The following is an 18,031-nucleotide window of genomic DNA, read 5'->3' as shown; positions in this document are numbered from 1 at the left end:
GCTACCTGGAGTGGACTCAGCGTCTGGCCGACGGTGTACTGCCCGAGGGTCTGCGCATTGCTCAACCCTCGTCGCAGAGCAGGTGGTACCAGCTGTCGGCGAGCACCTCGAGCGCGTGGTCGCGGTTTGGCTCGAACTTACGGCGAGTCCACAGCGTCGCGACGTAGTCGAGCTGCGTGAAGGCGAGCGTTCCTCGGATGTGGTGCGTCTCTTCAGGGAAGCGGCCGGCCAGTTGCATGCCGCGGACGATGTCGGCGATGACCTCTTCATGCCATCCCTCCACCAAAGCCCGCACCTCGCGATCGACGGCGGCGGCCTCGTCGAGCACATCGAGGTACGGGCGGAAGGCCGGCCAGAGCGCAGCGCGCGACTCGAGCCACGCAAGGATGCCCTCCAGCTCGCCCTCCCGCACCACGTCGACGAGTTCGGCGGCGGTCGACGCCCGGTTCGGGCCGTCCGCACGGTCGAGAACGGCGTTGACGCGCGCCATGAAGTCCCTCATCAGATCGCTGCGCGAGGGGTAGTGCGCGTAGAAGGTCACCCGGGTGGTGCCGACCGCCGCGGCGATATCGTCGATGGTCGTCGCAGCGTAACCCTTCTCAGTGAAGAGCTCGAGTGCCCGTTCGACGATCGTGTCGCGGGTCAGCTGCTTCTGGGCTTCTCGCAGCGATGACATGGATCAATCCTAACGGTGGTGTGCGGAATTCGTCCGGCGGAAGAGCTAAGGATGCGCGACGGCAAGCCGCCTCACACGCTGTAAGGAAAGGCGCGCGGGACCGCGCGTCAGACGTTCACGGGCGCCACCGGGCGGAGCGCTCCCGGACCGGAGTTGGCCAGTCGACGCAGTTTCGGAACAGGGATCCGGTAGTTGATCGCCGCGGCGGTCCCGGAGCCGTCCTTGTTCTCCCAGCGCAGCAGCATCGACCCGGTCTCCCCGCCCGGCTCGCTGTAGTCGGGCGCACCGACCACCGGTGCGAAGCCGACCGACTTGAGCGACAGACCGAAGCCCTCCGTCCAGAAATACGGCTGGAAATTGAACTCGGGCGCCGCGTCGCCCTTGAGCAGGCCGACGGCAGCGACCTTGGCCTGGTCGATGGCGCTCGTCCACAACGGAATCCGTTGTACCCCGCGGAGCGTCGGGAAGAACGCCACGTCGCCGGCGGCAACAATCTCCGGCCGCAGCCGGCCGCGGGTGTCGACGCGCAGTGACCCGTCGACCAGGAGCTTCGAGTCGGCCAGCCAGCCGATGTTGGGCTCGTCGCCGATGGCTGTGACCACAAGATCCGCCTCCAGCTCGGTGCCGTCGGCGAGGACCACACGGGTCCCGGCACCGTGATCGACCAGGCGGGCCTTCCCGCCGCCAACCACCTGCAGTCCGCGCCGGATGGCGGCTGAGGTGAAGATGTCCGCCAGATGGTCGCCCAGCTGTCGCGAGAGGGGCTGGACGTCGGAGACAAGCGTGACGTCGCAGCCGACGTGCAGGCAGCCTGACGCGACCTCCATGCCGAGCGGTCCGCCGCCAATCACAATGACCGAGGGACGCGATGCGACGCGTTGTTTAAGCGCGATCGCGTCCTCGATCGTGCGCAGGGTGAGCTCCCGGACCGGGCCATCGTGCTGCGGCCCCGTGGCGAGGCGCTTCGCCCGGGAACCGGAGGCGATGACCAGGCCGTCATACGGCAGTTCACCGCCCCCGTCGAGCCGCACGATCCGGGCGTCGACGTCCAGGCCCGTGGCGCTGACACCGAGCAGTTCGGTCGCTTCGTGGGTCGGCTCGGGCAGCTCGTGGGCTTGCAGGCTGTCGTCGCCGTGCAGCAGCGCCTTGGACAGGGCGGGGCGGCTGTAGGGGTGGTGGCGCTCGGCGCCGACCACCGTCAGCTCGCCGTCGAACCCGGCCGAGCGCAGCGAATCGCATGCCGTGAGCCCGGCGATGCCGTTGCCGACGACGACAATCCGGCGCATCGTCACGCCGCCAACCGGAGCGCGGCGACCGGGCAGACCCTGACCGCAGCCTTCGCGGCATCAAGCTCGGCCCCCTCCACCTCGGACACATCGATGACCAGTTCGCCGTCGTCATCCAGGTGCATCAGCGCAGGTGCGGCTTCCTCACAGAGTCCGTGTCCTTCGCAGCGCGGCCGGTCCAGTTCGATCTTCATACGGCCACGACCTTTTCGACCTGGAGCAACTCGAAACTCCGCGTGATGTTGCTGGGTTCGCGGACCTCGTCGGAGATCGTCAGCGTTTTTACCCTGCGGGCAAGTGCCTCGATGATCGCGTGCGCTTCAAGTTTCGCAAGGCCCTGGCCGGCGCAGCCATGCGGTCCGTAGCCGAAGGAGAGGTGGTCCACCGGGTTGCGTGTCACATCAAAGGCGTCGGGATCCTCGTAGTGCCGCGGGTCCCGGTTGCCGGCGCCAAAGAGGATGCCGACCTGGGCGCCTGCAGGAATGGTGACTCCGTCGATTTCCACGTCGCGGGTCGCCGTGCGGCCCCAGATGTGGACGGGCGCCCAGTAGCGCAGCACCTCGGCGAAGGCTGCTGGGACGAGTTCCGGGTTCTTCCGGACCAGTTCGAACTGCTCCGGGTAGCGGCCGAACAGCGCCACGATGTTCCCGATCGAGGCGATCGTCGTGTCAACACCCGCCCCGAGGTACTGGTGGATGATGTGCCCTGCGGCGCCTTCGGGGATGTCGCCACGCGTTTCGGCGTCGAAGATTCCGCGGCCGATCGAGCCCGGAGTGAGGTCCCCGGCGGTGACGGAGGAGCACCAGCCGTAGAGCTCGCCGGCGATCGGGAAGCTCTCCTGGGTGCGCTGGTTCAGCGGGCCGATGACCTGCATTGCGGCCTGCCCCCAGCGCAGCATGTTGTCCTTGACGTGTCCGCTGAAGCCGATGAGGTCGGCGACGATTTCGATCGGGAAGGCACGGGCCAGGGAGTCGATGGCCTCGAAACTGCCGCTGGCCGCGAGCTCGGCGACGAGCTTGTCCGCCTTTTCGTCGATGACGACTTTCAGGCCGCGGAGCGCGCGGGGGGTGAGGTTCTCCGACAGTGTGGCGCGGAGCTGGGTGTGCACGGGCGGGTCCGAGGCCAGCGAGGTGCCCTGCAGCGCCTCGTTCACCATGGGGTTGAAGCCGATGCTGGTGGACGAGAAGGTCTCCGGATCCCCGAGTGCGTCGCGGATGACGTCGTAGCGCGTCAGGACGTACAGATCGTTCTTGGGGAGGTGGACCACTGCGGCCTGCTCGCGGAGTGAGGCATAGGTGGGGTAGGGGTCGACGAGGATGTCGTCATCCCAGATGTCGATGTCTGATTCGAGGGGTGCAGTCACGGTGTTCTCCTTGCGGATGGTAGGTGGTGGTCGGTGCGTGAAGGCCGTCAGTGTCAGACGGCCGCCTCGGCGTTCGCCTCAGTCGTCTCCGCGATGGCGTCAGCCGAGGGGGCCGAGGAACGCGCGGAGATGAAAAGGGTAAGGATGGCGGAGATGGTCGCTGCGATGCCGGCGACCAGGTAGACGGTTTGGAAACCCTGGCCGAGGGAGGCCCCGGCCGCGCCCTGGATCTGGTGCTGCGCGGCGTTGAGGGACTGGACCATGCCGTTGACGGCCGGGGCGGGTGCTCCGCCGGCCGCTGCCTGGCCGCTGAACTGCGCGATCACGCCATCCCAGCCGGAGAGGAATCCCAGCGGCGGCACGTGGGAGAGACCGGCGACCGCTTCCGCGGGCAGCCCTGCCCCGCCGAGGATCCCGCCGAGCGGGCCAGCGAAGATCGAGGCGCCGATGCCGAACGCGATGGCCGAGCCGATGACAGGGCCGAGGGCGAAGCCGAGGTCCCGCAGGAGGTTCGTCGTGGCGGAGGCCATGCCGATGTGCTGCGGCTGGACGGTATTGATCGCCACCGCGGTGACGGAGCCAACGGTGAGCGCGAATCCGATGCCCAGCAGCAGCAGCGGCAGGATGAAGGCCGTCCACGGGGTACCGCCGAAGGCCTCCGGCGCGCCCAGGGAAAACGTCGAGAGCCAGAAGCCGGAGACCGCCATCAAGGCGAAGCCCGAGGTCAGCACCCAGCGCGGCGCGACGTGGTGGATGAGCCAGCCCACCACCGGGATGAAGGCGAACGCGGGTCCCTGGATGAAGACGAACAGCACACCGACCTTCCAGGTCTCGGCCAGGGCCAAACCGCCGACGGAGACGCTGGTGCTGAAGCAGATGGCGAGGAAGGCGAACATGCCGGTGACCGCGACGATGCCGGTGATCGAGTAGGCGCTGTTCTTGAACAGCGAGAGGTGGATCAGCGGCTGCTTGGTGCGCATCTCGATGACGATGAAGGCCACCAGGAGGATGCCGCCAACGACGTAGCCGGCAAGGACCTCCCACGAGCCGAAGCCCGCATCGACGGCCTGGACGGTCGCGAAGAGCACGGCGATGAGGCCGAGCGCGAGGGTGAACTGGCCGGGCAGGTCGAGTTTGCGCCCCTCGGCGGCCGCGGAGTCCTTCGCCCGGAGCGCGACAAGCAGCACGACGACGGCGATGGCGGCCGCAATGAGGTAGGCCACCCGCCAGCCGCTGAACACGTTCGGCGCGCCGGGCGCCGCGCCCGGCACCGTGAACAACTGCGCCGTGAGTCCGGCGAGGACGGGCGAGATGACCGCGCCGAGCGAGAGGAATCCGGCCCAGGTGGCAATGACCCGGGCGCGCTGCCGGTGGTCCGGGGTGATGGCCGCGATCATCGATAGCGAGATGGGGAACAGGATGCCCGCCGCGATGCCGCCGACCGCCTGCGCGAAGATCATCATCTCGGTTGTCGGCGCCACCGCAACCAGGACGGAGCCGACGACGCTCAACACCGCTCCGGCGTACAGCAGCTTCTTGCGGCCCAACAGGTCACCCAGGAGGCCCCAGCTGAGCTCGAACACCACGATGCCCATCAGGAACATGCCCGCGATCCAGGTCAGGCCCGCGCCCGAGGTGTGGAATTCCGCGGCGAAGGTGCCGGTGAGGGCGCCCGGGAGGGCATTGGTGATCTGCGCGAGTGTGACCGCGCTGTAGGCGGCCACGAACGTGGCTCGTACCGAGCCGCGGCTCGACACCTTAAGGGTCTGACTCATCGATGAAACTCCTTTGTTTCCGTCGGTTCTCCGGTGATAGGCGGAGGAAGGATGTGGCACTCCCCACAGTGTGGCGGTAAACTTTACACAATGTCAAGAGCATTTACGGACCGACGGTTTCATGAACGTTCCGGTGGCAACTTCCTGTACGCCTCGGATATCTTCTTGACATGATGTAAAGAAAAATGTGATGCTGGCTACACTGCCACGGCAGGGTCAAGCTCCGCGGCGCCATCGCATTTAGCACCCGATCTTCAAGGGAGAAGCCAAGTGAGTCCCACCACACCTGTCGATTCCGGTGACGCGTTACATGCCCCGGCCGGGCAAGACGGACAAGGTGGAGATCATTTCCTGGTCCACCCCGGTCTTTGAGAAGGACACGGAGATGATCGGCACCGGTGCCGCGCATATTTTCGCGGAGATCGACCAGCCGGATACCAATTTCATCCTGCGGCTGTGGGACTACGCCCCCAACGGCACGCGCCAGCTCATCACCAGCGGCTACCTCAAGGCCTCGCACCGTGAGCTCGACGCCCGGAGCACCGAAGGCAGCCCGCACCACCCGCACACCCGTGCGGTGCCGGCGGAGCCCGGGACGATCCAGGAGTACGTGCCGCGCCTCTACCCGCCCACCAGTCCCGCCTTGTCCTGCCATTCACCACCCGCAAGGCGGCGTTAAGGCGTCCCGATGTCGTCGGGCACCAGCCGGCGACCGGACCGCCCCCCAAGTGATCCGAGTCTCAGATGGAATAGTTGCAGGCGCCGCGCAGTTGTTGCCAGAGAACCCAATCCCTTGTGAAAGGAACTGCGCATGCTGTTTTCCCCGATGACCCTCGGCGAGCTGGAACTGCCCAACCGGCTGGTGATGGCGCCGTTGACCCGCATCCGCTCCGGGAAGGAAGGCGTTCCCGGCCCGCTCGTTGCCGAGTACTACCGCCAGCGTGCTTCGCTCGGACTGATCGTCAGCGAAGGCGTGTATCCCAGCCACGCCGGCCGGGGGATCCCGGGCCAGCCCGGCCTGGTGACCGAGGAACAGCTCAAGGGCTGGGCCGACGTCACCGCCGCCGTGCATGCCGAGGGCGGCCGGATCTTCGCCCAGGTGATGCACGCGGGCCGGGTCACCCATGAGGCCACCACTGGCGGTCACGAAGTGGTCGCTCCCAGCGCTATTGCGATCGACGGGGAAACCCGCACGTACGAGGGAAAGAAGCCTTTCCCCGTTCCGCATGCCTTGACCACCGAGGAACTGCCGGGCATCGTCCAGGAGTTCGTCACCGCCTCCCGCAACGCCATTGACGCAGGGTTCGACGGCGTCGAACTGCACTCAGCCAACGGTTACCTGCTGCACGAATTCCTGGCTCCGTCCGCCAACCAGCGCGACGACGCCTACGGCGGATCGCCTGCGAACCGTGCGCGCTTCGTCATTGAAGTGACTAGGGCCGTGGTGGATGCGGTTGGTGCCGACCGTGTCGGTATCCGGATCTCCCCGGAACACAACGTGCAGGGAGCCCTGGAGCTCGACGTGGCCGACGTCCGGGAAACCTACGGCGTCCTCGTGGATGCCTTGGCGCCGCTGAAGCTCGCCTACCTGAGTGTCCTGCACAAGGAGCCCACCAGTGAGTTGGTGCAGGACCTGCGCGCCCGCTTCAACGGGACCTTCCTGCTGAACACTGGCTTCGGCGTCATCACCACGCGTGAGGAAGCCATCGCAATTGTTGCGGACGGTTACGCTGACGCCGTCGTCGTCGGACGCCCCGCGACCGCCAACCCGGACCTGGTCCGCCGCTGGCGTGAAGGGCTGCCGGTCAACGAGCCGGATCAGTCCACGTTCTACAGCGATGGAGCCGAGGGCTACACCGACTACCCAGCCTACCAGAACTAGGCCAGCCGAGCCGTCCTCACCGCTGGACATGTCCAGCCGCAGCCACGAACAGTGGGCAGAACACCATTCTGCCCACTGTTCGTGTCTAAGAATGAGCATGTCCCGCGGCCGGGGAATCAAAGAATGGGCATGTCCCCAGGAGGTAGCCCGGAAGCCTCAGGAAGCTACGGACCGCTGGCACAGGCCGATGAAGCCGCCGAGCTGCTCCAGGCCCTCCGGGTGTGTGGGCAGGTAGTTGGTCAGTTCGGGCGAGCGGACCACCACGGCCCGCCATTGGCCGCGGGAGACCGCCACGTTGATCCGGTTGCGCGAGAGCAGGAACTCCATCCCGCGGGGAGCCTCCGCCACGGCCGAGCAGGCCATCGACACGATCACCACCGCGGCTTCCTGGCCCTGGAACTTGTCCACGGTCCCTACCCGGACCCCGGCCAGGCCGGCTCCGAGCAGGGCCTCGCGGATCAGGTTGACCTGGGCGTTGTAGGCCGCCGCCACCAGGATGTCGGCGGCCTGCAGCGGGCGGCTGCCGTCCGGGCCGTGCCACTGGAGTCCCAGATGCCGCCGCACCTGCCGGACCACTTCGGCTGCCTCCTCCGGGGACGAGGTGATGTTGCCGCCGTGTTCCACCAGGACGGTTTCGATCCCTGCCGGGACGCCGTCGAGGCGGCGCAGATCCGCGGCGGGGGCCGAGCGGAGCTGGCCCTCGTAGGAGAGTTCGGACACGGCATGGCACAACGCCGAGGCCATCCGCCACGAGTCGGGGAGAAAGTACCCGAGTTCCGGCGGAAGCGTGGCATGGCCGGCGGAAATCCAGCCCAGGGCGGACTCGTCGACGGGTTCGGGGTGGGCGCCCTGGCTGACCTGCGGCAACTGCTGCGGGTCGCCCAGGAGCAGCAGCCGGCTGCCCGCCTGCGCCACGGCCAGGGTGTTCGCCAGGGAGAACTGGCCGGCCTCGTCGATTACCAGCAGGTCCAGCGACCCGGCGGGAACGATGGCGCCGGTCATCGTCCAGGCGGTGCCACCCACCAGAGCGCCGCCCGGTGAGCCGAGCAGGCGGGAGACGTCCTTGGCGGTGCGCTGGCCCCAGGGGAGGGCCTCCTGGTGCTTCACGTCCTTCGCCACCAGGGCGGGGTCGACGCCGGCCTTGCCGACGGCGGTTTTGAGCAGGTTCTCCACCAGGGCATGGGACTGCCCGACGACGCCGATCTTCCACCCGCGGGCCACCAGCCGGGCGATGACGTGCGAGCCCACATGCGTCTTCCCGGTTCCCGGGGGACCCTGGACCGCAACATAGGAATGGTCCAAGGCGGCCACGGCCTCCGTGATGGCGGCTATGAAACCGTCCGGTCCGTTGCCGGGCGCCGGCAGGGCTCCGCCGTTTGATAGCCGCGGCGGAACGCGCCGCAGCAGGTCCACGGCGGGATGGCGCGGAAACGCTGACACAGCCCCGTCCGCGCGCAAGCCTCCGGCGACGTCGTCGGCCAGGACGGCCAGCGCTTCCTCGAGGCCCCTGGTCTGGAGCGGCTGGTCCTCGGTCAGCGCGACCGGCAGCTGGGTGTAGGGCTCGATGTTCCGGCGGAGCTTGTCCCGGATCACGACGGTGTCCTTCCCATCTTCGTCGCCGAGTTCCAGGACCTCGGTGCCGAACCAGCCGTTGCGGCCGGTGCCGTCGATGCCGGTGCCCTCGAGGCCGGCCGGGAGGGGAGGCTCGTACATGCGGAACCAGGTGCTGCCTTCCCGGAGGTCCGAGCCGGGGGTCACCGTGCCGGTCAGCTTGACCCGGCGTTCCGGAAGCTTGGCGCCGTCCCTCCGCCAGTCCTCCAGAACCTCTGCCTGCTCGACCAGGAAGACGTTCCGGTCCTGCTGATGCGTGTCCGGGCCGTTTTCGCAGCGGTCAAAGTGTGCCCACCAGAAGGCTTTGCGCTCGCGGCGGTGGTAGCCCACGGCCGCCGCCAGCATTGCCACCGCCTTATGGTCAGCATCGGACAGGCCGACGCCGGGTCCGGCCAAGTCCGCCAGCTCCCGTTCCGCAAAGCTCACGGCGGCATCTTCTGCGCCGCCGTCGTCCAGCGTGGCAGCCGTGCCGCGGTCCGGGGCGGAAACTGCGGCATCGCCGTTGGCGCCGGCAGGTGCCCGGCGGCCGGGCGTGATCCCACGCTCGCGGGCCAGTCCGAGCAGCCAGTTCCGCAGCTCCAGCGTGGAGAGGCAGTCGTAGCGGTTGTAGTCGGAGATGCCGGCGAGGATTTTGGCGGCCTCTGCATCCCGGCCGGCGTCGCGCGCCTCGCAGTACTGGGCGTAGGCAACAACGGAGGCGCCGGCATCCTTAACATCCCCGGAGCGCAGGTTCGTCCCCATGTAGAGGGGTTCGAGTTTCTTGATGCTGTACGAGTTTTCCGAGATGCGGATGCTGTTCCGGACGCTCTGGTAGAGGTCCACCAGGAGGCCGTCGCGCAACCACTGGTCCACGGTGTCTTCGCCGGCGACGTGCATGACGGAGAGCTTGCGCAGGGCAGTCTTCTCGTAGGGGGCGTAGTGGTAGACGTGCATGTCCGGATACCTGGCCCGGCGCTTCCCGACATAGTCCAGGAAGTCCAGGAACGCCTGCTTCTCCGCCTCCCTGCTGTGGGCCCAGAACGGTTTGAAGATTCCCGGTCCGCCGGCCCCGGTGGGCGCTTCGATCACGCCGAACAGGTATTCGAGCCCCCAGACGCCGGTGGCGTTTTCCTGCCACAGGGGATCGCCTTCGAAGTCGAAGAAGATGTCGCCTTTGCTGGGCGCCGGCAACTCAGCCAGGGTGTGTTCGGGGACCACCCGGTAGCGGATGCTGTGGTCTTCGCCGTCTTTCAGGTACCGGACGCCGCCATCGGAGCCGCCGGCGCCGCTTTGCATCTTGGCCTGGTCCTGCAGGCGCCGCAGCGAGGCGTTCGCGCCGGGAAGGCTGGCTTCCGCCAGTTCCCGGACGGTGAAGATGCCCTGTTCGTGGAGTTTCTTGCGCTGCGCGGAATTCATCCTCGCCACACGCAGCAAATCATCCGTGGCCTGGACCCGCTCCTGGCAGTAGTCGCAGCGGCCGCAGGCGGTAATGCCGGGGGCGCCCCACACCGCCGTCCCGGGCTGGTGCCGGTGCGCCGAGGCCAGGGCCAGGAAACGGTCCCGCCGCTCGCGGAAGACGGGCAGGATCTCTGAGAGCCTGTGGTTGCTGCGGACGTAGTCGAAGCCGCCGCCGGAGGCAGGAACCGTGGCGCCCAGGACCAGCGTGACCGCGGGGTCCGGCCGTATCCCCGCCTTCAGCAGCTGGTCCCCGTAGGCTGCGAGCTGGAGCAGCGCTGTCACCTTCGCGTGGCGGGCCAGTTTGGTGTCGAACACGGCGTAGCTGCCGTCGGGCCGCCGGACCAGGAAGTCGGAGCGCCCGTGGAACCGGCCGTCAAAGAAGGCTGCCTGGAACACGACGTCGGCTCCGGAGCGCAGGGCGGCAATCGATTCGTGGTGCTTGGCCAGGAGAGTGGCGCGGTCCATGGTTTCGGCGGGGACGACATCGTAGACACCGTGGCCGCTGGCCGGGTCCCATACCCCGAACTCCTCGAGGAAGGTGTCCAGGACTTTGTGTTCATGGACGTCGCCCAGTCTGGCGGTGCGTTCCAGCATCTCGTCGACGCCGAACTCGGGCCTGGCGGACCGGCCCAGCGTCTCGTCGAGCTTGCGCAGCAGCTGGTATTCGCAGCTGGCTGCCACCACCAGATCGCTCGCCGAAAAGACCAGGTCCTGTTCAGCACCTGGAACTTCCGGTTCAAGAAGAAACACTGTGCCCCCGTGGTTTCGGCCCCGTTGCCATTGATCTCTTCCTGCCAAGCTATCAAAGCCCCCTGACAATCCACGCCGCCCCCTGAGCCGGCCAACCAGGGCGGCCCGACCGCCGTCGTACCAGCCCGTCGCACCGGCCGGCAACACCAGTTGCTGGCCCGATTCCCGATCGCGGCGTATGGTCTGAGGACCATGACTGAACAGCAGCCCTTCGAGCTTGTGCAGCGCTTTCCGGACTTCGAGTTGCGCCGTTATCCACCGCATGTGGTGGCCGAGGTGACGGTAGGCTCGTCCTTCGACCGGGCAGGCAACCTCGCCTTCCGCCAGCTGTTCAACTACATCAGCGGCAACAACACCGCCCGGCAGACCCTGGCGATGACAGCCCCCGTGATCCAGGGTTTCGCGCGCTCGCAAAAGGTGCCGATGACGGCACCCGTCCTTCAGCGAGGTTCGCTGGAGGAAGGCGAGTTCGTGGTGTCGTTCGTGCTGCCCGCAGACATGACCGAAGAGACCGCTCCGGTTCCGGCAGATCCGGAAGTCAGGATCGGGACCGTTCCCACCGCGCTTGCCGCGGTCGTGGGGTTTTCCGGCAGCGGATCAAAATCAACCTTTGAGAAGCGGAACCGGGAACTGCAGGCCGCGATCGCCGCGGCCGCGCTGACCGCCACGGGCTTGCCGCGGTTTGCCCGTTTTGATCCGCCGTTCAAGCCCTGGTTCCTCCGCCACAATGAAGTCCTGCAGGACGTGGAGGAGTTCCCCACCGGTCCCGGCATGCAGCCTGGGGGCGGTACGCACTAAGACACAACGCGTTAAGGCAAAAAAGTGGCGGTAGGGCAAAATGGGCTGGTGAGCCAACTTCCGCAGCGCCCTTCCACCTCCGCCCAGACCCCGCCCAGCCAGGAGTCCGGCATCGCCGCCCAGATCGCCGAGGAGATCGGCGTCAAGGCCTGGCAGGTGAAGGCGGCCGTTGACCTGCTCGACGCCGGGTCCACCGTGCCCTTCATCGCCCGGTACCGCAAGGAGGCCACCGGCACGCTCGATGACACGCAACTCCGCGAGCTGGAGGAGCGGCTGCGCTACCTGCGCGAACTCGAGGACCGCCGTCGGACCATCCTGGAAGCGATTGCCGCGCAAGGTGCGCTGACCCCGGCGCTGCAGGCCGCCGTCGTCGGCGCGGACACGAAGTCGCGGCTGGAGGACATCTACCTGCCGTTCAAGACCAAGCGGCGCACCAAGGCGCAGATCGCCCGCGAAGCCGGTCTGGAACCCCTCGCCGAGGCCTTGCTGAAGCGCCCGGAGCTGGACCCGGAGCGTGAAGCCGCCAAGTACCTCAACCCGGAGCACGCCATCGCCGACGCCGCCGGGGCGCTCGCCGGGGCCCGCTCCATCCTGGTGGAACGGGTGGCCCAGGACGCCGACCTGGCCGAGTCCCTGCGTGAGCGGCTGTGGACGCAGGGCCGGATGGTGTCCCGGGTGAAGAAGGGCAAGGAAACCGAGGGCCAGAAGTTCAAGGACTACTTCGAGTTCTCCCAGGCGCCGTCCGGAATGCCCTCGCACCGGGTGCTGGCCCTGCTGCGGGGGGAGAAGGACGGGGTGCTGGAGCTGGACCTCGCGGAGGCCGAGCCGTCCGACGACGCCGCCCTGGCCGCCGCGCGTGGCCGTTACGAAGCCGCCGTGGCCAGGTTCCTCGGGGTTGCCGACCGCGGCCGGCCCGCCGATGCCTGGCTGCTGCAGACCGCCGCGCTGGCGTGGCGTTCACGCGTCCTGGCCCGCCTGACGGGCGATCTTCGCAGCCGGATGTTCGCCGCCGCGGAGGACGAGGCCGTCCGTGTGTTCGCCGCCAACCTGCGGGACGTGCTGCTGGCCGCGCCAGCCGGAAACCGGGCCACCCTCGGCCTGGACCCCGGGCTGCGCACGGGGGTAAAGGTCGCCGTCGTGGACGGCACCGGCAAGGTCGTGGCCACGGACATTGTCTACCCGCACGCGCCCGTCCGGAAGTGGGACGAGGCGCTGCGGACGCTCGTGGGCCTGGCGCGGAAGCACGCCGTCGAACTCGTGGCGATCGGCAACGGCACTGCCTCGCGGGAGACGGACAAGCTCGCCGCCGAGTTCATCAAGCAGCTCTCGGGGCAGCCGGGCTCGGCCCCCGCGCCGCAGAAGCTCGTCGTCTCCGAGGCCGGCGCCTCGGTGTATTCGGCGTCGGCGCTGGCCGCGGCGGAACTGCCGGGAATGGACGTGTCCCTGCGCGGGGCGGTCTCGATTGCGCGGCGCCTGCAGGATCCGCTCGCCGAACTCGTGAAGATCGAGCCGAAATCGATCGGCGTCGGGCAGTACCAGCACGATGTCACGGCCGCGAAGCTCGACCGCAGCCTCGACGCCGTCGTGGAGGACTGCGTGAACGCGGTGGGCGTGGACGTCAACACCGCCTCGCCGGCGCTGCTGAGCCGGGTGGCCGGCGTCGGACCGCTGCTGAGCGAGAACATCGTGGCGTACCGGAACGAGCACGGCCCGTTCAACAAGCGCAGCGAGCTGAAGAAAGTTCCGCGGCTCGGCGCCAAGGCGTTCGAACAGTGCGCGGGCTTCCTGCGGATTACCGGGGGAGCGGAGCCGCTGGATGCCTCCAGTGTCCACCCGGAGGCCTATCCCGTGGCGCGGAAGATCAGGGCGGCGGCGGGCGGGGCCGGCGGCGGAGCCTCCGGCGGAAGCTACTCGACGCTGAATGCGCAGGACTTTGTCGACGGGTCCTTTGGCCTGCCGACGGTGCGAGACATCATCGCCGAGCTGGAGAAGCCCGGCCGGGATCCGCGGCCGGCGTTTGCGGCAGCAACGTTCTCGGAGGGGATCGAGAAGATCTCCGACCTCAGGCCCGGGATGGTGCTGGAGGGTACGGTGACCAATGTGGCAGCTTTTGGCGCGTTCGTTGACATCGGCGTGCACCAGGACGGGCTGGTGCACGTGTCCGCGCTGGCCAACCGCTTTGTCTCCGATCCCCGCGAGGTGGTCAAGTCCGGGCAGGTTGTCCGGGTCAAGGTGCTGGAGGCGGATCCGGAGCGGAAGCGCATCTCCCTGACGTTGAGGCTCGACGACGAACCGGCAGCTTCCGGGGGACATCCGGGTTCCAAGCCGGAGCGTGCACAGCAGAGCCCTTCACAGGCGCCTTCGAAGGCGCCCTCGAGGCAAGGGCCCGCACCCGCCAGAGAGCCGCAGCCCAAACCATCACCGGTGAACACCGCGATGGCCGAAGCGCTCCGGAAGGCAGGCCTCGGGAAATAGAGCGTCGTCCCGGCCCAAGGCGCCGTGCCGTTCGAGCCGGGCACCCGACTCCTGTTCGTGCCGGCTTCCTGAGCCGGCACGTGCGGCGTCATTCAAGGCGGAAGTAGTGGTTGCGTTGTGGCTTCTGGCGCGGGTCCAGGTGGGGTGGCGGGATGAACCAGGGGATGCCGGTGCGGTTCTGGATGGTCCATTGTTCCTTGTGGACCAGGTGGTGGTGGTGGGAGCAGAGGAGCGTCCCGTTCTCTGTGCTTGTGGTGCCGCCGCGGGACCAGTAGCTGATGTGGTGGGCTTCGCACCAGGGTGCCGGGATGGTGCAGCCCGGGAAGGTGCAGCCCTGGTCCCGGGCGGTGATGGCTTTGCGGATGTGGGGCGGGAAGATCCGTGCGGCGCGGCCGATGTCCAGGATCCGGCCTTCCCCGCCGAGGAGGACCGGGATGATGTCCGCGTCGCAGGCGATCTTCCGGACGGTTGAGGCTGTGACGGGTCCGGTGAACGGCAGGGTTCCGGTGTTCGACGGCGCCGGGGCCGCGCCTGGTGGGCTGCCGGCCGCGGTGCTGGCTGGGTGTCCGAGGCGGTCCAGGAGGTCCCGGTAGCCGATCGTGACCATGACCTGGGGGCGGAGTCCTCCCGCGGCGGGCAGCGGCCCGGATGACAAAGCGATTTTGCAGGCGCCGACGAGGCCGTCGAGGAGTTTCTGCGGCCGCGAGCGGCGGTCCAGCCCCGCCGTGCCGGAATCATTCTCCTCCCCGCCGGGGGAACGGCCGGTTCCGGGACCGGCGGGGTCCGTGGCAGGGTGCCGGCTGCCGGGTTCTGCAGCGTCCGCGCCGCTGGTCCGCGGGTTCGTGGCGGTATTCATGACGGTGAGGAGGTGTTCGAACTGGTCGGCGGTCGCGAAGATCTCGAGGTGGTGCAGGCCGTGGCGGGTGCGGCGGATGAAGGCGCCCTGGAGGTGGCGCAGCGCCTCTTCGGAGGGTTCGGTACCGTCCTGGTCCAGGGCGTCGGTCCAGCGCCTCGCGATCCGTGCCAGGAAATCCGGATCGTTCTCCGCGGCGGTGCGCGTCAAAGCATGCTCCATCTCCAGCGCAGCCGCGGCATCACAGCACGGCCGGACACGGTCCAGGGCCACGGTGATGATGGTCGCGGACCGGGAGGCGACGGTCCCGGACGCCAGCGCGGCGCCGAGCTCCGCGTGGACGGCAGGAAGCGGCCGGCCCGCCAGGCCCCTGCGCGGAAGGACGCTCCCGGCCAGGGCGAGCCGGCGGCGGGCCTCCGCGGCGCTGATCCGCAGCCGGGCCCGCAGGAAGTCCGTGGTGTTCCGGAAGCCGTCGTCCAGGACTTCCCGCGGCCCCTGGTCAGGACCCGCCGGTCCCGCCGGGGCTGCCTCCACTCCCGCCGGTATGCCGGGCTGGTCCTTCCAGCCGGTCAGCCAGCCGGCACCCGTCCCCGCACCGGCGGACGCGGCCGCCTGGTTCCTGGTCCGGTCCACCGCCGCCGCCGCCACGAGCTACAGATACTCCACGGTCCGCGAGAGTTCCTCCACGTCCCCCGCGAAGTCCGCCGCCGCCCGGAACCCCCAAAGCGCCGCGTCCTGCACCGCCGTCGCGCCCAGTATCCGGAGCAAACCCAGGGCATCCCCCAGCACAGGCTGCGTGCCCTGCCCGGCTTCCGCGAAGGAGACGAAACCCCCGATGGCTTCCATGACTTCACACTACTGCCGGGCCACGACAGTATCAGCGGCCCCGCACCCGACCCGATCCGCACCCGGCCGCTCCCAGCGTCAGAGCTGCTGCCATCGGGGCTGCTCCAGTACTTGGGGCCGGCCAAACGCCGTCCGGACTCCGGGGGAGAACAGCACAGATTCCGGCGGGCCGGCCACTTCAATCCCCGCCGCCTGCACCAGCTGATCCTCGAGTGCCGTGACACGGGCGCGGTGCAGCGGCCAGGGGCCGTGCGTGTTGGGAACATAGAGGGTGCGGCCGCGGAAGCGGGTGTGAAGACCGAACCGGGCTGTGAGGTGGACGGACAACGGATCTGTGGCTTCGACGTCGAACTCGGGGGACACCGCGAAATCACTCCGGGGGCCGCCCTGGAACCTGTGTACCGAATACCCGATGGACCGGTCCGACCGGTCCGCAGCGTCCGCCGGGGCCTGCGTGAAGCCCGTGCGGGACCATATGTAGGGGATCCCGGCGGAGCGGGCGGCGAGGACCACCGCCAGCCGGGACGCATCCAGGCTCAGGAAAACTACCCCGCGCGTGCCGTCGGGCCCCCGCGAATAGAGACGCACGTTGATCTCGTTGAAATTGCCGAAGTATGGGATTCCGGGGCCGCGGCCCAGTCCGGCGCCCTGCATCCGGAAGCCGATGAGACCCACCCAGGCAGAGCCATCGAAGAGATCGGGGACCACGTCGGCGGGGATTTGGGCGGCCGCAAGGGCTTCCGGGATGCGCCAGTGCAGGAAGACGGCGTCGGTCCACCGCTGGACCATGATGACGGGCAGGGGAAGCTCCGGCGGCTCCGGCCAGGGGCCGTGGACGGGCGGACGTTCAGTCATGGGCCGAGCCTAGCCTCGGAGTCATCCCGCGGAAAGGAAAATCAGCCGGCGGAAGCGGGTGCGGTGGAGCTAGCGGGCTGTTTCTGCCATGGCCAGCGGCCGGTGATCTCCAGTTCCAGCGAGAAGCTCAGGAACGTCCGGATGAGCACGAGGATGGCCAGCACACCGACGCTTTCGAAGGTGGGCGTGACGGCGACGGTCCGGATAATGTCGGCCGCCACCAGCAGTTCCAGGCCCAGCAGGATGGAGCGGCCCAGCAACTGCCGGTAGGAACGGTAGACGGACAGCGGCTCGGACCCGGCGGGCAGGCGTCGGGGCTGGAATCCCCGCAGCGCCATCGGGAGGGACACCAGGGCGCCGACCACCATGACGGTCACACCGGCGACGTCCATAAAGCTTCCGACTGTCTCAATAATGTGTTGAAAATCCATGGTTCCCCCTCGGGAAGAGTTGCTGAAATCCGAAGCAGAAGTTCCCTTAGGGGTGCCGCACGCCGACGCCGGCCAGAATGGCCCGGTATCCTTCCCGGAAGCTCGGATATTCGAACTCGAAGCCGGTGCCGCGCAGCAGCGCGTTGCTGCAGCGCTTGTTGCCGCCGCGGGACGGCTCGCCGCCGGCGGACCCGCCGCCCGCGGATGCGGAGAGGGAAGAGGCCGACGGCGGCTGGGGGAGTCCGAGCTCGGCGGCCAGGAAGCGCAGCACGTCGCCGAGCTCGGCCGGATCGTTGTCGACGCCCAGATACAGCGGCCCAGGCGTATCGGACATGCTGCACAGGTAGACGATCGCCGCCGCGGCGTCGTCCCGGTGGATGCGGTTGGTGAACCGTGACCCGGCAGGCACCACCGCGGTTCCGCTGCGCACCTGGTCGATCAGCCGGGTCCGTCCCGGGCCGTAGATTCCGCCCAGCCGCAGCACCACGGGTGTGATCCGGGTGCCGCGGAGCCGGTCATAGAGCAGTTCCTCCGCCTCGCGGAGGATGCGGCCCGAGAATCCGCCGGGAACCGCCGTCGTACTTTCATCAACCCAACCGCCGCCGGCGTCACCGTAGACGGCCGTGGAGGAGACAAACAGCACCCGGCGGGGAACATCACCGTCGCCGCCCTGGGCAGCCAGCACGGCGTCCAGCACGTTCATCAAACCGTCCACATACGCTACCCGGTAGGCCTCCTCGGTGGGCGAATCGGCCGCTATGGCAACGACGACGGCGGTGGTCTCCGCCGGGAGGGGTGGCAGCCCGGGGGAGCTCAGGTCAGCCGCGATGCCTTCGATGGCAGCCGGAAGTTTCTCCGGCGAACGCCGCCAGCCCACCACCCGTTGGCCGGCCGCCGCGAAGCGCAGCCCTGCCTCAGTGCCCAGATCGCCGCAACCGGCCAGAAGTACAGTCATGCTGGCAAGTCTGCCAGCTTTCGCCCGGGCGGCAGGAC

At 68.4% G+C, this 18,031-nt stretch carries 15 protein-coding genes; 4 read left to right on the top strand and 11 right to left on the bottom strand.

Annotated elements, in window-relative coordinates; translation table 11 throughout:
* Window positions 1-61 precede the first annotated feature (61 nt).
* From E5206_RS18400 to E5206_RS18380, 5 genes are all read right to left on the bottom strand, one after another.
* A complete protein-coding gene (locus tag E5206_RS18400) occupies window positions 62-676 on the bottom strand; it encodes a TetR/AcrR family transcriptional regulator (protein WP_136323749.1) in 615 nt (204 codons plus the stop codon).
* A 107-nt stretch (window positions 677-783) separates the two neighbouring features.
* Window positions 784-1,962: an FAD-dependent oxidoreductase gene (locus E5206_RS18395; protein ID WP_136324226.1), complete on the bottom strand. Its 1,179-nt coding sequence runs from the start codon at window positions 1,960-1,962 to the stop codon at window positions 784-786.
* Window positions 1,963-1,964: 2 nt separating this feature from the next.
* Window positions 1,965-2,156: a ferredoxin gene (locus E5206_RS18390; protein ID WP_136323748.1), complete on the bottom strand. Its 192-nt coding sequence runs from the start codon at window positions 2,154-2,156 to the stop codon at window positions 1,965-1,967.
* Window positions 2,153-3,325 carry a cytochrome P450 gene (locus E5206_RS18385; protein ID WP_136323747.1) on the bottom strand — a complete coding sequence of 391 codons (1,173 nt, stop codon included), beginning with the start codon at window positions 3,323-3,325 and terminating at the stop codon, window positions 2,153-2,155. The genes E5206_RS18390 and E5206_RS18385 overlap by 4 nt, the downstream gene beginning before the upstream one ends.
* A gap of 53 nt (window positions 3,326-3,378) precedes the next feature.
* Entirely contained in the window at window positions 3,379-5,160 is a 1,782-nt protein-coding gene (locus E5206_RS18380) for an MFS transporter (RefSeq protein ID WP_346763459.1), read from the bottom strand.
* Window positions 5,161-5,398: 238 nt separating this feature from the next.
* Between E5206_RS18380 and E5206_RS18375 the strand changes: the two genes are divergently transcribed.
* Both E5206_RS18375 and E5206_RS18370 read left to right on the top strand, forming a co-directional pair.
* Entirely contained in the window at window positions 5,399-5,779 is a 381-nt protein-coding gene (locus E5206_RS18375) for a CocE/NonD family hydrolase C-terminal non-catalytic domain-containing protein (RefSeq protein WP_240689835.1), read from the top strand.
* Between the two features lie 132 nt (window positions 5,780-5,911).
* Entirely contained in the window at window positions 5,912-6,982 is a 1,071-nt protein-coding gene (locus E5206_RS18370; RefSeq protein ID WP_136323745.1) for an alkene reductase, read from the top strand.
* A 156-nt stretch (window positions 6,983-7,138) separates the two neighbouring features.
* On the opposite strand, the gene E5206_RS18365 is transcribed toward E5206_RS18370, so the two are convergent.
* A complete protein-coding gene (locus E5206_RS18365; protein WP_136323744.1) occupies window positions 7,139-10,780 on the bottom strand; it encodes a bifunctional RecB family nuclease/DEAD/DEAH box helicase in 3,642 nt (1,213 codons plus the stop codon).
* A gap of 192 nt (window positions 10,781-10,972) precedes the next feature.
* Here E5206_RS18365 and E5206_RS18360 point away from each other — a divergent pair, with 192 nt between their 5' ends.
* Both E5206_RS18360 and E5206_RS18355 read left to right on the top strand, forming a co-directional pair.
* Window positions 10,973-11,578, top strand: a complete 606-nt coding sequence (locus E5206_RS18360) for a heme-binding protein (RefSeq protein ID WP_136323743.1) — start codon at window positions 10,973-10,975, stop codon at window positions 11,576-11,578.
* Window positions 11,579-11,626: 48 nt separating this feature from the next.
* Window positions 11,627-14,053: a Tex family protein gene (locus E5206_RS18355; RefSeq protein ID WP_136323742.1), complete on the top strand. Its 2,427-nt coding sequence runs from the start codon at window positions 11,627-11,629 to the stop codon at window positions 14,051-14,053.
* Window positions 14,054-14,141: 88 nt separating this feature from the next.
* On the opposite strand, the gene E5206_RS18350 is transcribed toward E5206_RS18355, so the two are convergent.
* The 5 genes from E5206_RS18350 to E5206_RS18335 form a co-directional block, all read right to left on the bottom strand.
* Entirely contained in the window at window positions 14,142-15,554 is a 1,413-nt protein-coding gene (locus tag E5206_RS18350) for a DUF222 domain-containing protein (protein WP_346763458.1), read from the bottom strand.
* Window positions 15,555-15,557: 3 nt separating this feature from the next.
* The gene (locus tag E5206_RS19865; RefSeq protein ID WP_346763457.1) at window positions 15,558-15,752 is read right to left on the bottom strand and encodes a hypothetical protein; all 195 of its coding nucleotides are present in this window, start codon (window positions 15,750-15,752) and stop codon (window positions 15,558-15,560) included.
* Window positions 15,753-15,830: 78 nt separating this feature from the next.
* Window positions 15,831-16,607, bottom strand: a complete 777-nt coding sequence (locus E5206_RS18345) for a DUF2071 domain-containing protein (RefSeq protein ID WP_240689834.1) — start codon at window positions 16,605-16,607, stop codon at window positions 15,831-15,833.
* A gap of 41 nt (window positions 16,608-16,648) precedes the next feature.
* Window positions 16,649-17,038, bottom strand: coding sequence for a DUF1622 domain-containing protein (locus E5206_RS18340; protein ID WP_136323741.1), 390 nt, complete (start codon window positions 17,036-17,038; stop codon window positions 16,649-16,651).
* A 46-nt stretch (window positions 17,039-17,084) separates the two neighbouring features.
* Window positions 17,085-17,993, bottom strand: a complete 909-nt coding sequence (locus tag E5206_RS18335) for an SDR family oxidoreductase (protein ID WP_136323740.1) — start codon at window positions 17,991-17,993, stop codon at window positions 17,085-17,087.
* Window positions 17,994-18,031: the final 38 nt, after the last annotated feature.

The organism is Arthrobacter sp. PAMC25564, from assembly GCF_004798705.1.
Taxonomy (GTDB): domain Bacteria; phylum Actinomycetota; class Actinomycetes; order Actinomycetales; family Micrococcaceae; genus Arthrobacter.
The sequence above is the reverse complement of the archived record's forward strand: the minus strand, read 5'-3'. Positions and strand labels throughout refer to the sequence as shown.

What these genes read in the sequence shown, in the direction of transcription:
- E5206_RS18345 (WP_240689834.1), bottom strand. Translation starts at nt 16,607, where the DNA reads ATGACTGAACGTCCGCCCGTCCACGGCCCCTGGCCGGAGCCGCCGGAG.
- E5206_RS18395 (WP_136324226.1), bottom strand. Translation starts at nt 1,962, where the DNA reads ATGCGCCGGATTGTCGTCGTCGGCAACGGCATCGCCGGGCTCACGGCA.
- E5206_RS18360 (WP_136323743.1), top strand. Translation starts at nt 10,973, where the DNA reads ATGACTGAACAGCAGCCCTTCGAGCTTGTGCAGCGCTTTCCGGACTTC.
- E5206_RS18400 (WP_136323749.1), bottom strand. Translation starts at nt 676, where the DNA reads ATGTCATCGCTGCGAGAAGCCCAGAAGCAGCTGACCCGCGACACGATC.
- E5206_RS18335 (WP_136323740.1), bottom strand. Translation starts at nt 17,993, where the DNA reads ATGACTGTACTTCTGGCCGGTTGCGGCGATCTGGGCACTGAGGCAGGG.
- E5206_RS18370 (WP_136323745.1), top strand. Translation starts at nt 5,912, where the DNA reads ATGCTGTTTTCCCCGATGACCCTCGGCGAGCTGGAACTGCCCAACCGG.
- E5206_RS19865 (WP_346763457.1), bottom strand. Translation starts at nt 15,752, where the DNA reads ATGGAAGCCATCGGGGGTTTCGTCTCCTTCGCGGAAGCCGGGCAGGGC.
- E5206_RS18390 (WP_136323748.1), bottom strand. Translation starts at nt 2,156, where the DNA reads ATGAAGATCGAACTGGACCGGCCGCGCTGCGAAGGACACGGACTCTGT.
- E5206_RS18340 (WP_136323741.1), bottom strand. Translation starts at nt 17,038, where the DNA reads ATGGATTTTCAACACATTATTGAGACAGTCGGAAGCTTTATGGACGTC.